Source organism: Tianweitania aestuarii, assembly GCF_018457165.1.
GTDB lineage: Bacteria > Pseudomonadota > Alphaproteobacteria > Rhizobiales > Rhizobiaceae > Tianweitania > Tianweitania aestuarii.
The window spans coordinates 772913-787554 of sequence record NZ_JAFMNX010000001.1 but is presented as its reverse complement, the minus strand read 5'-3'; the positions used below and the strand labels follow the sequence as shown (position 1 = coordinate 787554).

At 60.9% G+C, this 14642-nt stretch carries 16 protein-coding genes; 10 read left to right on the top strand and 6 right to left on the bottom strand.

The window, feature by feature from the left end:
* Positions 1-11 precede the first annotated feature (11 nt).
* Both JYU29_RS03770 and JYU29_RS03765 read right to left on the bottom strand, forming a co-directional pair.
* On the bottom strand, positions 12-683 hold the full coding sequence (locus JYU29_RS03770) for a DsbA family protein (RefSeq protein ID WP_213983405.1): 672 nt from the start codon (positions 681-683) through the stop codon (positions 12-14).
* A 133-nt stretch (positions 684-816) separates the two neighbouring features.
* On the bottom strand, positions 817-1320 hold the full coding sequence (locus tag JYU29_RS03765) for a DUF721 domain-containing protein (protein WP_213983404.1): 504 nt from the start codon (positions 1318-1320) through the stop codon (positions 817-819).
* Positions 1321-1370: 50 nt separating this feature from the next.
* Between JYU29_RS03765 and mutY the strand changes: the two genes are divergently transcribed.
* From mutY to JYU29_RS03745, 4 genes are read left to right on the top strand one after another with little or no spacing between them, the layout of a single operon-like run.
* On the top strand, positions 1371-2465 hold the full coding sequence (gene mutY, locus JYU29_RS03760) for an A/G-specific adenine glycosylase (RefSeq protein ID WP_250157173.1): 1095 nt from the start codon (positions 1371-1373) through the stop codon (positions 2463-2465).
* A 3-nt stretch (positions 2466-2468) separates the two neighbouring features.
* Entirely contained in the window at positions 2469-3080 is a 612-nt protein-coding gene (locus JYU29_RS03755; protein WP_213983402.1) for an HAD family hydrolase, read from the top strand.
* A gap of 60 nt (positions 3081-3140) precedes the next feature.
* Positions 3141-3422 (top strand): type II toxin-antitoxin system RelE/ParE family toxin, encoded by a 282-nt coding sequence (locus JYU29_RS03750; protein ID WP_213983401.1) that lies wholly within the window; start codon positions 3141-3143, stop codon positions 3420-3422.
* A 34-nt stretch (positions 3423-3456) separates the two neighbouring features.
* On the top strand, positions 3457-3759 hold the full coding sequence (locus tag JYU29_RS03745) for a HigA family addiction module antitoxin (RefSeq protein WP_213983400.1): 303 nt from the start codon (positions 3457-3459) through the stop codon (positions 3757-3759).
* A 9-nt stretch (positions 3760-3768) separates the two neighbouring features.
* On the opposite strand, the gene JYU29_RS03740 is transcribed toward JYU29_RS03745, so the two are convergent.
* A complete protein-coding gene (locus JYU29_RS03740) occupies positions 3769-4920 on the bottom strand; it encodes a site-specific DNA-methyltransferase (protein ID WP_213983399.1) in 1152 nt (383 codons plus the stop codon).
* A gap of 164 nt (positions 4921-5084) precedes the next feature.
* Here JYU29_RS03740 and JYU29_RS03735 point away from each other — a divergent pair, with 164 nt between their 5' ends.
* Complete coding sequence (locus JYU29_RS03735; RefSeq protein WP_213983398.1) at positions 5085-5774, top strand: HAD family hydrolase; 690 nt, start codon at positions 5085-5087, stop codon at positions 5772-5774.
* 4 nt (positions 5775-5778) lie between these two features.
* Here JYU29_RS03735 and JYU29_RS03730 read toward each other — a convergent pair whose 3' ends face one another.
* Positions 5779-6339, bottom strand: a complete 561-nt coding sequence (locus JYU29_RS03730) for a hypothetical protein (RefSeq protein WP_213983397.1) — start codon at positions 6337-6339, stop codon at positions 5779-5781.
* 123 nt (positions 6340-6462) lie between these two features.
* Here JYU29_RS03730 and thrC point away from each other — a divergent pair, with 123 nt between their 5' ends.
* The 4 genes from thrC to JYU29_RS03710 all read left to right on the top strand — a co-directional run bounded on the left by thrC (position 6463) and on the right by JYU29_RS03710 (position 12691).
* The gene (gene thrC, locus JYU29_RS03725) at positions 6463-7857 is read left to right on the top strand and encodes a threonine synthase (protein ID WP_213983396.1); all 1395 of its coding nucleotides are present in this window, start codon (positions 6463-6465) and stop codon (positions 7855-7857) included.
* A gap of 26 nt (positions 7858-7883) precedes the next feature.
* Entirely contained in the window at positions 7884-9176 is a 1293-nt protein-coding gene (locus JYU29_RS03720) for a M16 family metallopeptidase (RefSeq protein ID WP_213984246.1), read from the top strand.
* A 12-nt stretch (positions 9177-9188) separates the two neighbouring features.
* Positions 9189-9770 carry a GNAT family N-acetyltransferase gene (locus JYU29_RS03715; RefSeq protein WP_213983395.1) on the top strand — a complete coding sequence of 194 codons (582 nt, stop codon included), beginning with the start codon at positions 9189-9191 and terminating at the stop codon, positions 9768-9770.
* Positions 9771-9856: 86 nt separating this feature from the next.
* On the top strand, positions 9857-12691 hold the full coding sequence (locus tag JYU29_RS03710; RefSeq protein WP_213984245.1) for a putative bifunctional diguanylate cyclase/phosphodiesterase: 2835 nt from the start codon (positions 9857-9859) through the stop codon (positions 12689-12691).
* On the opposite strand, the gene JYU29_RS03705 is transcribed toward JYU29_RS03710, so the two are convergent.
* Together JYU29_RS03705 and JYU29_RS03700 are read right to left on the bottom strand one after the other, a co-directional pair.
* Entirely contained in the window at positions 12688-13023 is a 336-nt protein-coding gene (locus JYU29_RS03705) for a VanZ family protein (protein WP_213983394.1), read from the bottom strand. The genes JYU29_RS03710 and JYU29_RS03705 overlap by 4 nt on opposite strands.
* Before the next feature lie 49 nt (positions 13024-13072).
* Positions 13073-13681 carry a YqgE/AlgH family protein gene (locus tag JYU29_RS03700; protein ID WP_213983393.1) on the bottom strand — a complete coding sequence of 203 codons (609 nt, stop codon included), beginning with the start codon at positions 13679-13681 and terminating at the stop codon, positions 13073-13075.
* Between the two features lie 162 nt (positions 13682-13843).
* On the opposite strand from JYU29_RS03700, the gene JYU29_RS03695 reads away from it, so the two are divergent.
* The gene (locus tag JYU29_RS03695) at positions 13844-14638 is read left to right on the top strand and encodes a protein-disulfide reductase DsbD domain-containing protein (RefSeq protein WP_213983392.1); all 795 of its coding nucleotides are present in this window, start codon (positions 13844-13846) and stop codon (positions 14636-14638) included.
* Positions 14639-14642 lie beyond the last annotated feature (4 nt).

Below are 14642 nucleotides of genomic sequence, written 5' to 3'. Positions count from 1 at the left end.
CGCCGATCGGCTTAAAGCAGGCCGTCGATAACCGCCGACATCTCGTCGATCGAGAGCGCGCCGGAATATTTCTTGCCATTGATGAAGAAGGTCGGGGTGGCATCGACGCCAAATTCCTGGGAGCCACGGGTCCGGACAGCCCTGATATCGTCGAGCAGCTTCTGGTCGGTCAAGCACGCCTCGAAGCTTTCCTGTGTAAAGCCGGCCAGCTTGGAGATCTGAAGCAGGGCAGCCTTGGCATCCTGAACCGGCGCCCACTGTTCCTGCTGCTTGAAGAGCACGTCGACCATGGCGAAGTAGTTGTCGCCCGAACAGCGCGCCAGCATGAAGCCTGCTTCGGCACGCGGATCAAACGGGAACTCGCGCATGATCAGCCGCGCCTTGCCCGTGTCGATGTACTTTTCCTTGATCGTCGGCAGCGTTGCGACATCGAAATGCGCGCAGTGGCTGCAGGTCATGGATGCGTATTCGACGATCGTGACCGGCGCGTCATCCTTGCCCAGCACCTTGTCGGGCAGCGAGCCGGCTTCCAGGAGCTTCACCATATCGACATTGCCGGTGGCAGCCGGAGCAGCCGCCTGCGCGTTGGCTACACTACTTCCGCCGAAGGACGCCAAAGTAAGCGCGGCGGGAACGACTGACATCGACCCCAGCAGGGAGCGGCGTGTAAGCGAGGGCGTCATGATCGGGATCACCTGTGACTTGTATCTGGTAGCGGGCCTATCGTAGTCGCCACACCTTTATGCGGCAAATACGTCATTCCTGTCGTTAAACCAATTAACTGGATGAGACAAAACATTCACGAATGCGCGAAAATTAAGGTCGCTTGCGGCGACCAATCACCGCGCGCCCCAAAGCTTCCAGCGATTGGCGCAAACCTTCGTCCTCGATCACGCTGACGCGGCCTGCCAACTTGTCGCTTTCGCCTGGGGTCAATGGCCGTAGTTCCGGCTTGGGTTTGGCATGCGTATGGAGGATCGGCTTTTGCAGGATCTTGATGCGGCCGATCGCTGGAAAACCAAGATAGCCGTTGATGCGGCCGATGATTTCCGTGGCCTCGTGCTGGATGCGCATGGCAGCTAGGCCTTCACAGGCGATGATGAGCGTGGCCGGCTGATAGGGATCATCTTCATGCGCGCGTCGCGGCCACTGAATCTTTTCCGGTCGAGATGTGGCCGCGACCTTTGGACCGACGATTTCTTCCCAGGATTGCACGAGGCCAACCGAGATCCCGGCGCGGCGGCGCAGCACCGGATCAAGGATCGCGGTTGAAAGATCGCTGACGGGCTGGGCGTTGTAGGAGCGACGTTTCTCTGCCATGGGATGGGTTTACCGCTTCGCCACGCTGGATGGTAGCCGTCCTCCGCCGCATGACCCTTCTTTCGACAGATCTGCCCACCCTTCCGCCCAAGGCCGAGCGTCTGCTTGCCTGGTATGATCGCCATCACCGGGTTCTGCCATGGCGCATTTCGCCAGCGGAAGCCGCGCGTGGCGTGCGAGCCGATCCCTATCGCATCTGGCTCTCCGAAGTGATGCTGCAGCAGACCACGGTTGAAGCTGTGAAGAAATACTTCCTCGCTTTCACCGAGCGGTGGCCCGATGTGCTGGCAATGGCGGCTGCGAGCGAAGACGACATCCTGCGAGCATGGGCCGGCCTCGGCTATTACTCGCGCGCTCGCAACCTCAAGAAGTGCGCCGATACGGTCGCGCAGCAATTTGGCGGCCAGTTTCCCGATACGGAAGAAGGCCTACGTGCCCTGCCCGGCGTTGGCGCCTACACCGCTGCGGCCATTGCAGCGATCGCTTTCAATCGTCCTGCGGTCGTGATCGACGGCAATATCGAGCGCGTGGTGACGCGGCTTTACCGCATCGACACACCGCTTCCGCAGGCGAAATCCGAAATCCGAACGGAACTGGCTAAGATCGTTCCTGCGGATCGACCCGGCGACTTCGCGCAGGCTTTGATGGATCTCGGCTCCTCCATCTGCACGCCGCGCCGGCCGACCTGCATTCTGTGCCCGTTCAAGGACGATTGTCAGGCGCTTGCCTTGGATGAACCGGAACGCTTCCCAGTCAAGAAGCCAAAGGCCGAGCGGCCTGTGCGGCACGGTGCAGCCTTCGTCGCGGTCCGCGCCGATGGTGCGATCCTGCTGCGCAAGCGGCCGGACAAAGGTTTGCTGGGCGGCATGGCCGAGGTGCCGTGCAGCGCCTGGCAGGCAAGCGGCGGGTTTGGCCCGGATGAGGCGCCTTTCCAGGCGGATTGGAAGCCATCCGGCACGATCACTCACATCTTCACCCATTTTGCGTTGATGCTAGATGTGTATCGCGCGCCGTTTGAAGGTCCTGCGCCCTCCGACATGTGGTGGTCGGCACCAAGCGAGGTCGCCGGCGAGGCCTTGCCCACCGTCATGAAAAAGGCGATCGAAGCAGCCGTTCCCGACGCCTTCCGTCAACAAGCGAGATGAACCATGGCCGAGATCAAGCATATCGTTTTCGACATCGGCAAGGTGCTGATCCATTACGATCCAAACATTCCTTATGCCCGTCTGATCCCGGATGATGAGGAGCGTCGCCTGTTCTTTGAGACGGTCTGCACCAACGACTGGAACCTGGAACAGGATCGCGGCCGCTCGTGGGAGGATGCCGAGGCCCTGCTGATTGCCGAGCATCCCAGCCAAGAAGGCATGATCCGGGCGTTTCGCAAACATTGGCACGAAATGGTCAGCTATTCCTACGATGACAGCGTCGCCCTCATGCGCCGCATCATTGCGGCCGGCTATGACGTGACCATGCTGACCAACTTCAACTCGGACACCTTTGCGCAAGCGCGCACGATCTTCCCGTTTCTCAACGAAACGCGTGGTGTGACCGTGTCGGGTGATGTCTTTCTGATCAAGCCGGACAAAGCAATCTACAACCGCCACACCGCCGACTTCGAGCTCGACCCGGCTTCAACGGTGTTCATCGACGACAGCCTGAAGAACGTCGAAGGCGCGAAAGCTGCCGGTTGGCAGGCAATCCATTTCACGAGCGCCGAGCAGCTGGAGAGGGAACTCCGGACGCTCGGGGTGCAGGTCTGACATCCAACCGCTTGCACGAACAACTGTATCACGCTATGATACAAACTATTCGAGGCCGCTTTGATCCTTTCCTACAAAGGCAAGTTCATCGAGGCAGTCGCTGCGGGTAAATGTCCGAAGGGATTTCCTGCGGATTTGCTTTCGAGTGCAAACCGCAGATTACAGGCAGTAGCCAACGCAGTTCGCCTGGAAGATCTGCGGTCGCCGCCTGGCAACCGTTTGGAGAGGCTTCACGGAGATCGAGACGGACAGCATTCCATCCGCATCAACGATCAATGGCGCATCTGCTTTCGTTGGAGTGATGCAGGTGCCGAAGATGTTGAAATTGTCGACTACCACTAGACAATCCCATCCCTCTTACATCGAGACATCATCGATGCTGAAGTTCGCAAATCCCGTTCATCCCGGCGAATTCCTACGGGAAGAATATCTCGGCCCGCTCGGTCTGAGCGCGGGCATGCTGGCCAGAAAGCTCGATCTCCCACGAACGAGGATCGAGCGTCTGGTCAAGGAGGAAGTCAGCCTGACAGCCGACACAGCCTTACGGATTGCCAGGTTCTTTGGCACGAGCCCGGAATTCTGGATGAACTTCCAGCAGGCTTACGACCTGCATCGGGAGGAAGCTCACATCGCGCAAGAACTTTCCAAGATCCAGCCGCTGGAAGTCCGGGCCGCTTAGGTCGTAGCTTTAAGCCCCGGCCCGCTCGATCCCGACGCGTGCGACACGGCGCAGCTCGTCGATGGGTGTCAGGCCGCCTGCGCGTTCATAGTGCCAGAAGGTCCAGCCGTTGCAGGCTTCGGCTTCCTGCACCTGCGCACCGACCTTGTGGATCGAGCCGGCCAGTGTTCCGCATGACAGCGTGCCATCGGCGCGGACGGTGGCCGTGTACCGGCGCTTGGCATCATAGAGCTTGGTGCCGACCTTCATCAGACCGCCATCGATCAGGCTGACAAAGGCGATGCGCGGCTCGGAGCGCTTGCTGACCAGCAGTTCCAGCGCCTGACGCTCCAGCGTCTTCACCTCTGCAATGCGTTCCTGCGCTGCGTCGATATAGGCCTGCTCGCGTTCAATGCCGACGAAGTGGCGGCCCAGGCGCTTGGCAACGGCACCCGTGGTTCCCGAACCGAAGAAGGGATCGAGCACGACATCTCCTGGCTTGGTGGAAGACAGGAGCACGCGCGCCAGAAGCGCTTCCGGCTTCTGTGTCGGATGGATCTTGGTGCCCTTGTCGTCCTTCAGGCGTTCATTGCCGGTGCAGATCGGGAACAGCCAGTCGGAGCGCATCTGCACGTCGTCATTGGCCGCCTTCATGCTCTCATAGTTGAAGGTATAGCCCTTGGCGTTACGGTCGCGGCTGCACCAGATCATCGTTTCATGCGCGTTCTGGAACCGTCGGCCGCGAAAGTTCGGCATCGGGTTGGTCTTGCGCCAAACCACGTCGTTCAGGATCCAGAAGCCGAGATCCTGCATGATCGCGCCAACGCGGAAGATGTTGTGGTAGGAGCCGATCACCCAGATCGTGCCGGACGGTTTCAACACGCGGCGCGCCGCCAAAAGCCAGGCACGCGTGAAAGCGTCATAGGCCTGGAAGCTTTCGAACTGGTCCCATTCATCATCCACCGCGTCGACCTTGGACTGATCGGGACGATGCAGCGCACCTTCGAGCTGAAGGTTGTAGGGCGGGTCGGCGAAGATCGCGTCGACCGAATGGTCCGGCAGGCGGTTCATGGCCGCCACGCAGTCGCCCTTCAGGATCGTGTCCAGCCAAGCCGGAGCGGGCTGGCCCTTGAAGGAAGGAGCGAGCGAAGTCTGATCGTCAACAAGACGCAAGGCGGTCATGGCGGGCACTCGGAACATACGCGTTACAGGGCTTTAACTGAGCGTTATGGTTACCGAACGACGTAAAAATTTGATGAACCTGATCGATTATTTGCGTCTTCTCGCCCCTTGAGCTAGACCGCGCCCCTTCCCGATGCCGTCTGTCATTTTCTCTGGAGCTTGTTATGCCGCAACCCGATCTTGTGATCTTCGACTGCGATGGCGTCCTCGTGGATTCCGAGATCATCGCCGCGCGCGTCGATGCCGGCGTTCTGACGGCCGCAGGGTTTCCGATCGAAGCGGAAGAGTTTGCCGAGCGTTATGCCGGCCTCACCTTCAAGGACATCCTTCTGCGTCTGGAAGGCGAAAGCCAGATCCCGTTCCAGGCGCGCATGATCGACGAGGCGGAGAAACAGCTCGATCAGCGCCTGAGGGCGGAGGTCAGGGCGCTTGAAGGCGTGCATGAGGCGGTCGCTTCAGTCACGACCAAGCGCTGCATCTGCTCCAATTCCAAGATGCACCGGCTCGACTTCATGCTGGACAAGGTGCGTTTGAAGCCGTTCTTCGAAGGCCACATCTATTCGGCGCGCGATAATCCAGGGATCCGTCACAAGCCGGCTCCCGACATCTTCCTGCAGGCTGCCGAAAAGGAAAACGCGCGGCCGGAGGCCACGTTCGTAGTCGAGGATTCCGTGCATGGCGTCACGGGTGCCGTTGCTGCAGGCATGCGCGTGATCGGCTACACCGGCGGATCGCACAGCTATCCTGGTCATGCCGACAAGCTGACGGAAGCCGGTGCCGAAACGGTGATCCGGCGCTGGGCCGATTTCCCAGGCGTGCTGGCGGCGCTCTCCGAATGGTCGGAGAACGCCTGACCGATCAGTTCTTCTCCGGACCTTCGTCGAAGCCGACAAAGATGGAAACGTTGCGCTGCGGCGGCATCGGAATGGTGATGGCCGGATCGGTGAACATGAACTGCGTTGCCGCGTTCGTATTGCTGACCGGCACCTGTTGCTGATGCAGCTTGGAATATAACACCTCCGAGCCGCGCACCACTGCAACGCGGATCGGCATGGTGATCGTGCCAGGCCGCACAGCCGGTCCAGGCACCACCTTGCCGGCAGCCGCCACCTTGATCGTGACATTCTCGCCGTCATAGGTGCAGGCGCGCGTCGTGTCCGTCAGCGAGGCCTGATAGATGACCTTGCTCGCGTCACCATCACCGCCCTTCTGATAGGTCGAGAAATAAGCCGTGCCTTCGCGCAACGACACGCCAGGGCAATAAGCACGCAGCTCCGACTCACGCACTGCCGGCGGCTTCACCACATCCGGAACATTGCGTGTCGGATTGTCGCTCGACTGACATCCAGCAGCGAATAAGGCCAAGCCCATCACGAGCGAGCCGGCGAAAAGTCCACCAGTCTTCAATGGAACCCCCATCCAAGCTTTCAAACCGAACTGCCGTCCTATACACAGCCCGCGACTGAAATGCGACGGCCTCAGACAATCTTGGCTGTCTCGTTCCACAGCATGCGACAGTTCCACAGGTACGGACACCCCGTCATGAACTTCATCAGCACCCGCGGCAACGCACCTCGTCTCGGTTTTCGCGACGCTCTCCTTGCGGGACTTGCCCGCGACGGTGGCCTTTATCTGCCGGAAACCTGGCCGCAGTTCAGCCGCGCCGAGATCGAGGCAATGCGCGGTCTTTCTTATGCCGATCTCGCCGTTCGCGTGCTGACGCCCTTCGTGGAAGGCGAAATCGCGACCGAAACGTTCTCCGCTATCGTGCATGAAGCCTATGCCACATTCCGCCATCCGGCCGTGTGCCCGCTGGTGCAGCTGGATCAGGACCGCTTCGTGCTGGAACTGTTCCATGGCCCGACCCTCGCCTTCAAGGACGTCGCCATGCAGCTGCTTGCACGGCTGATGGATCACGTTCTGGCCGAGCGCGGCGAACGTGCCACGATCATCGGTGCCACTTCGGGCGACACCGGCGGTGCGGCCATCGAGGCTTTTGCCGGTCGCGACCGGACCGATATCTTCATCCTGTTTCCGGATGGCCGCGTATCGCCGGTGCAGCAGCGCCAGATGACCTCGTCCACGGCGTCGAACGTTCATGCGCTGGCGCTCGGCGGCAATTTCGATGACTGCCAAACGATCGTGAAGGACCTGTTCAACGACCACGCCTTCCGTGACCGCGTGGCTTTGTCGGGCGTGAACTCGATCAACTGGGCGCGCGTCATGGCTCAGATCGTTTATTACTTCTCATCCGCCCTTTCGCTCGGTGCGCCGGATCGCGCGGTGTCGTTCACCGTGCCGACCGGCAACTTCGGTGACATCTTTGCGGGCTACGCCGCCAAACGCATGGGTCTGCCGATCGAGCACCTGGCGATCGCCACCAACGACAACGACATTCTGGCGCGGGCTCTTTCTTCCGGCGCTTACGAGATGCGCGGCGTGACGGCGACGACTTCTCCCTCGATGGACATCCAGATCTCTTCCAATTTCGAGCGCCTCCTTTTCGAAGCGTCGAACCGCGACCCTGCAGAAGTCGCCGGCTATATGAACGGATTGAAGCAATCCGGCTCCTTCACCATCGCGCCTGCTACACTCGAAGCCATCCGTGCTGAGTTCTCCGCTGGCCGCGCATCGATGGCAGAAACCGACCGCACCATTGCAGACACACTGGCATCGACCGGCTATCTGCTGGACCCGCACACGGCCACCGCTGTCAAGGTCGCGGCCGAGACCCGGAGCGAGGCACCGATGGTGGTGCTTGCCACCGCCCATCCCGCCAAGTTCCCGGACGCCGTGCAGGCTGCCAGCGGCCGGCGGCCCGAACTTCCTGTCTGGCTTGATGATCTGATGAGCCGAGAAGAGCGCTTCACCACCCTTCCCTCGGAAGTGAAAATGGTGAAAGATTATATCGACCGCCATTCGCGGGCAGCCCGATAATGGGCAAATAATGGGATTGAATGTCTATGAAGGTTGAGGTCAGCCGGCTGTCCAATGGTTTGACAGTCGCCACCGAAACGATTCCTCACATTGAGTCGGTGGCACTTGGTGTGTGGGTGAAATCGGGCTCCCGGCACGAGCATGAAGAAGAGCATGGCATTGCTCATCTGCTTGAACACATGGCTTTCAAAGGCACCAGCCGGCGTTCAGCCTGGCAGATCGCCTCGCAGATCGAAGATGTCGGCGGCGAAATCAATGCCGCGACCAGCGTCGAGACCACCTCTTTCTATGCGCGCGTGCTCGATACCGATGTGCCGCTCGCCATCGACATTCTCGCCGACATTCTGACCGAATCGAAGTTCGATTCGCACGAATTGGAGCGTGAGCAGAACGTCATTCTGCAGGAAATCGGTGCCGCCTTCGATACGCCTGACGATATCGTTTTCGATCATTTCACCGAGACAGCCTTCAAGAACCAGCGCGTCGGCCGTTCGATCCTCGGCACGCCGGAAACGGTCCAGTCCTTCACGTCGCAGCAGCTGCGCAGCTTCATGGACCGCCAATATGCGGGCGACTCCATGGTCGTGGTAGCGGCCGGCAATCTCAAGCACGATGATTTCGTGCGCGAGGTTGAAAAGCGGCTCGGCCAAATCCGCCCGCATGCCGAAAAGCGGACGCTTGAGCAGGCCACCTATACGGGCGGCGATTTCCGTGAGCATCGCGATCTCATGGATGCGCAGGTGATCCTCGGCTTCGAGGGTCGCGCCTATCATGCGCGCGACTTCTATGCGTCGCAGGTGCTGTCGATGATGCTGGGCGGCGGAATGTCTTCCCGGCTGTTCCAGGAAGTCCGTGAAAAGCGCGGCCTTTGCTATTCCGTTTATGCCTTCCACTGGGGCTTTTCGGATACGGGCATCTTCGGCGTTCATGCCGCAACGGGCAAAAGCGACCTTGGCGAACTGATGCCGGTTATCGTCGGCGAACTGCAGAAAGCCGGCGAACAGATCCAGCAGGACGAGCTCGACCGTGCCCGCGCGCAATATCGCGCAGGTCTCCTGATGTCGCGCGAAAGTGCCGCAAGCCGTGCATCACAGATCGCAAGGCAGCTGCTTCTTTATGGCCGGCCGATTCCCACCGAAGAGCTGATCGAGCGTTTGTCCGCCCTTACGATCGAGCGCCTGACCGACCTTTCACATCGGATGTTCTCGAGCTTGCCGACCGTGACCGCAGTGGGTCCGGTCGAGCCGCTGATCTCCTATGATGCGATCTCGCGGCAACTTGGCAGCCCCGCTTCCGCTTCACGAAAAGTCGCCATCTGAGAGCACGGTCCCATGCTCGCCCTGCCCTTCGCCCAAAAAACCACACCGGTCTTGAAGGGCGAGCGGATCACGTTGCGGCTGCCGGTTGGCCGCGATTACGAGCAGTGGGCAGCGCTGCGGCACGCCAGCCGCTCCTTTCTGGAGCCCTGGGAGCCGCTTTGGTCGATCGACGAACTGGAGCGTTCGGGCTGGCGCTACCGGCTCGAACGCAACCGCATTGAGTTCAAGGCCGGCACCGGTGTCGGCTTCCTCCTGATCGACAACGCGGCCGATCGCGTGTGCGGCGGCATCACCATCGGCAACATTCGCCGCGGCGTCGCCCAGACCTGCCAGATCGGCTATTGGATGGGCGAAGCCTATGCCGGTCGCGGCTACATGGTGGATGCGCTGGATCTGGTTATCCCCTTCGCATTCCGCGAACTGCGGTTGCACCGGATCGAGGCCGCTTGTATCCCTTCCAACGCACGCTCCGTGCGTGTGCTTGAAAAAGCCGGATTCACGCGTGAGGGACTTGCGCGATCTTACCTGCGCATCAACGGCGCATGGCAGGACCATCTTCTTTACGGCCTGGTCTGCGACGACGCGCGCAGATAACTAGGTAACTTCAAGTCGACGGGGTGAGTTTGCCGCGCTTCATTCAAAACTCGATTCTGGCCGTTCTCGCCTTGGTTGCCCTCGTCATGGGAGCGCTGCCTGCACTGGCTGTCGAGCCCATCAAGATCACCCGCGACGACGTGGCGCTCAATCTGACGGGTGCCGTTGAAATCCACCGCAATCAGGGCAGCACCTTCCAGGTGTCCACCGCGCCCGGTCCGGACGGCATCGTGCGACGTATCGAGGTCGAGGCGCTGAACCCGGATTCGGCTGGCGACTGGGCGGTGTTCGCGCTCGCCAACACCACCGACCAGCAGCTCGACCGCCTGATCGTGGCTCCCCATTACCGCCTTGTCGGCTCAGGCATTCTGTGGCCGGACCTCGGTTCGACGCGAATTTCGGCGATCACGCCGTCTGAAGGCTTTGCGCTCGACCGTCAGGCCAGCGAAGACGCGGACGTGTTCCTCGTCACGTTGAACCCGAACACGGTGGTGACCTTTGTCACCGAAATGGCCTCTCCGCGCCTGCCGCAGCTCTATCTCTGGGAAACCGAAGCCTACAAGGATCAGGTCAACTCCTATACTCTGTATCGCGGCATCGTCATCGGCATTGCCGGCCTGCTCGCTCTGTTCCTGACCATCCTGTTCGTGGTCAAGGGAACCTCCATGTTCCCCGCCACAGCCGCGCTTGCCTGGGCCGTGCTCACCTATGTCAGCGTGGATTTTGGCTTCCTCAACCGCCTGATCGAGGTCGCGCCAGGCAACGAGCAGATATGGCGCGCAGGCACGGAGGTGGCGCTTGCCGTCACGCTTGTGGTGTTCCTGTTCACCTATCTCAATCTCAATCGCTGGCACGGCCACTTCGCTTATGGTGCCGTGATCTGGATTTTCGGCCTGATGCTGCTTGCCGGCGTCGCCGTGTTCGATCCGGTGATCGCATCCGGCATCGCCCGCATGTCGATGGCCGCCGCTGCCGGCATCGGCCTCCTGCTGATCGCCTATCTATCCTTCCGCGGCTATGACCGCGCTATCATGCTCATACCCAGTTGGCTGATGGTGCTGGCATGGCTCGCCGGCGCATGGCTGACGATCACCGGCATGCTGGACAACGACGTCGTGCAGCCAGCCCTTGGCGGTGGTCTCGTGCTGATCGTCCTGCTGATCGGCTTTACCGTGATGCAGCACGCGCTGGCCGGCACCGGCATGCATCAGGGTCTTTTCAGCGATCTTGAACGGCAGGCTCTCGCCGTGATCGGCTCAGGCGACATCGTCTGGGATTGGGACGTCCTGCGCGATCGCGTCGTGACCCGCCCGGATGTCGCGCCGCTGCTCGGTCTTGCGCCTGCCAGCCTGCAGGGCCCTGCCCGCAACTGGCTTCCGGTGCTGCATTCCGACGATCGCGACATGTTCCGCACCACGCTCGATGTGGTGCTCGAACATCGCCGTGGCCGTGTTTCGCAGGATCTCCGCCTGCGCGGTGCCGATGGTCATTATCGCTGGTTCGCGCTCAAGGCACGCCCGGTAATCGGCTCGGACGGCGAGGTCATCCGCTGCGTGGGTACGCTGATGGATGTGACGGATCAAAAAAAGGCCGAGGAGCGCCTGCTGCATGACGCCGTTCATGACAATCTGACCGGCCTGCCCAATCGCGAGCTCTTCATCAACCGCCTCGATACGATCATCTCGGTCGCAAAAACCGAACCAACGGTTCGCCCAACCGTCTTCGTGATCGACATCGACCGGTTCGGCGAGGTCAATGACGCGCTTGGCGTTGCTGCTGGCGATACGATCCTGCTGACCGTCGCGCGTCGCCTGCACCGCCTCTTGAAGCCGAGTGACGCGCTGTCACGTTTGTTCGGCGATCAGTTCGCCCTCATGCTCCTATCCGAACAGGAGCCTGCTCGCATTGCCGCCGTTGCAGAGGCGATCCGCCAAGCCGTTCGCGCACCTGTGAACTTCGCCAAGCGCGAGATCGTGCTGACGCCTTCAATCGGGCTGATCTCCTGGTCTTCGGCACAGAACGCGGCGGAAGACATGCTGAAGGACGCCGAGCTTGCGATGCATCAGGCCAAGCGTTTCGGCGGCGACCGCATCGAGCCGTTCCGGCCTGCTTTCCGATCCGTCGGCACGGATCGCTTGACACTGGAAGCCGATCTTCGCCGCGCTATCGAGCGCAACGAGCTGTCGCTGGCTTATCAACCGATCATCCGCCTGGAGGATCGCAGCCTGGCGGGCTTCGAGGCCCTGCTACGCTGGGAACATCCACGCCGCGGTGCCGTCTCGCCATCCGACTTCATTCCGGTGGCGGAAGGCTGCGGTCTGATCGGTCAGCTCGGTCTTCTATCAATGACCCGCGCGGCCGAAGATCTTGCCGAGTGGCAGAAGCATCTGCGCGACACGCCGATCTTTGTGTCGGTGAACCTGTCCAGCCGACAGCTGCTGCGCCGCGACCTCGTCAGTGACGTGCGCTCGGTGATTGCCCGCTCGGGCCTTCAGCCCCGCCACTTCCGGCTGGAGCTGACCGAGTCGCTCGTCATGGACAGCCCGGAACAATCGGCGCACGTACTCGGCAAGCTGAAACAGCTCGGCATCGGCCTGTCGATCGATGACTTCGGCACCGGCTATTCCTCGCTGTCCTATCTCACGCGCTTCCCCTTCGACACGATCAAGATCGACAAGAGCTTCCTTGACGATGAAAGCCCGAAGCGTGGCGTGTTGTTGAAATCGATGGTCGCCATGGCGCACGATCTCGGCCTGTCTGTGGTCGCAGAAGGCGTTGCGGACGAGGAAGATGCAGGTCTTTTGCGGGAAATGGGCTGCGAATATGCCCAGAGTTTCCTGTTTGGCCCGCCGATTCCAGCTGAAATCGTGCAAAAAATCCTGCGCGAACAGGCCAATGCGGCCCAGCCAGTGAAGGCCTAGAAGCGTCTCAGCAGTGAGTTGAGGATGGCCGCAACAAACACGCCGGCCATCCCACCACAGGCTTTCACGACAGCGTCGAACATCCGGGCATGACGGCCGGGAATGATCATCTGCAGGATTTCCAGCCCGACCGCGAAGCCCACGACGATAATCGCGATGCGCAAGAGATGCTTGGGATAGGCAAGGCCGAACAAGGCGCCGATCAGCGCAAAGGCGAACAGCCGCTCATAGTTCGGTCCGCCGAGATGCGGCCTCAGACCGATCGGCGACAGCGTTGAAAAGGCGATCCCGATCAAGCCCAGCCAAGCCGCAGCAACAGCTACACGACGCAACGATGCTGCGGAAGGTCTCGGAATAGGCTTAAACCTTGTTCTCGGCGCCTCAGGCGTGTCCAGCCGTATGGCTGAGATGCGCGAGGTCGATGCCGATCGAGTTCAGGATGCGATCATATTTCTGCTCGATCTCGGTATCGAACAGAAGCGCTGTATCGGCCGGGCAGGTCAGCCAACCGTTCTCGATGATCTCGGTTTCAAGCTGCCCCGCACCCCAGCCGGCATAGCCCAGCGCCATCAAAGTGTGCTTCGGCCCCTTGCCCGCAGAAATCGCGCGCAGGATGTCGACGGTTGCGGTGAGATAGATGTCGTCCGCAACGGGCGTGCTCGATTCCATCGTCACGTCATCGGAATGCAGCACAAACCCTCGACTACGATCAACCGGTCCGCCGTGGCGCACGATCAGGTCGCGCGCTGCATCCGGCAGGCGGATCGCGTCTTGTTCCTCGATGACGCCGATCTGAACCAGCAGTTCGGGGAAGCGCATCTGCTGGGGCTGATTGATGATCAACCCCATCGCGCCTTCCTCATTATGGGCGCAGATATAGATCACGGTGCGCGCAAAGCGGTCGTCCTTCATCGCCGGCATGGCGAGAAGAAAGTGATCATCGAGGTAGCCGTGTCCGGCCACTGTGTTTTTCTTGCCCAGAAGTTCCATGTGCGGAAGGGTAACGCGTTTTGAAAAGCGGTAAAGTGGGAAGAAGGGCGCAGGCTGAAGAAAACGGCCGAGAACACCGGTCTGATTGCGATGAAGCGCGTGTCACACAAAGATGAGGCGCCGCCTGATTGCGTCGGCACGAGCAAGTTGGGAAAGAAGGACATGGCGAACACCAAAAAAGCAGCGCTCGCGCTTTCCCTCTTTCTTGCCACGCTACCGGCCCACGCTGCGTCGAGCGACTGGTTCGAAACCGAAGGCGGCCGCATTCGGCTCGTGACCACAGGCAGCCCGGCAGCAGACGGTACGCTTCGCGCGGCACTCCAGATCGACGTCGCGCCAGGTTGGAAGACCTACTGGCGCGATCCCGGTGACGCCGGCGTGCCGCCACAGATCACATTTCCGCCGGCTTCCGGCATCACCACCGCCGAGATCGGCTTTCCCGTGCCGCAGCGGTTCGACGACGGGGCGAGCCATTGGGCGGGCTATGAATGGCCCATCTCGCTCGCGCTGACACTGCATGCTGCGCCGGCCAAGGCCATGCAGAGCCTTGAAGCGGACGTCTTCCTTGGCCTTTGCCAGAAGATCTGCGTGCCCGTGCAAGCACAGCTCACCGTCGATTCCACCCGCAATGCCGATGACCTGTTTGATCGCGCAACCGTCAGTGCAGCTTTCGATTCGCTGCCTGCAGAGGCTTCACCCAGCTTTGGTGTCACCAGCACGCGCGTCGAAGACGACACCTTGATTGTGGAAACGACTGCCCCGGCTCGGGAAAACCTGACGCTGTTTCTAGCGAGCAAGGGCGGCTTCGAGTTTGGCGAGCCGAAGCATGAGGAAGGCAGCACGCGTTTCAGCGTGCCGCTTCTTGCGCAACCGAAGGACGCGGCCGCACCAACATCGATCGCCTACACGCTGAGCAATGGCGACACGGCCGTGGACGGTGCTTTTACACTTCCGTAGCTCG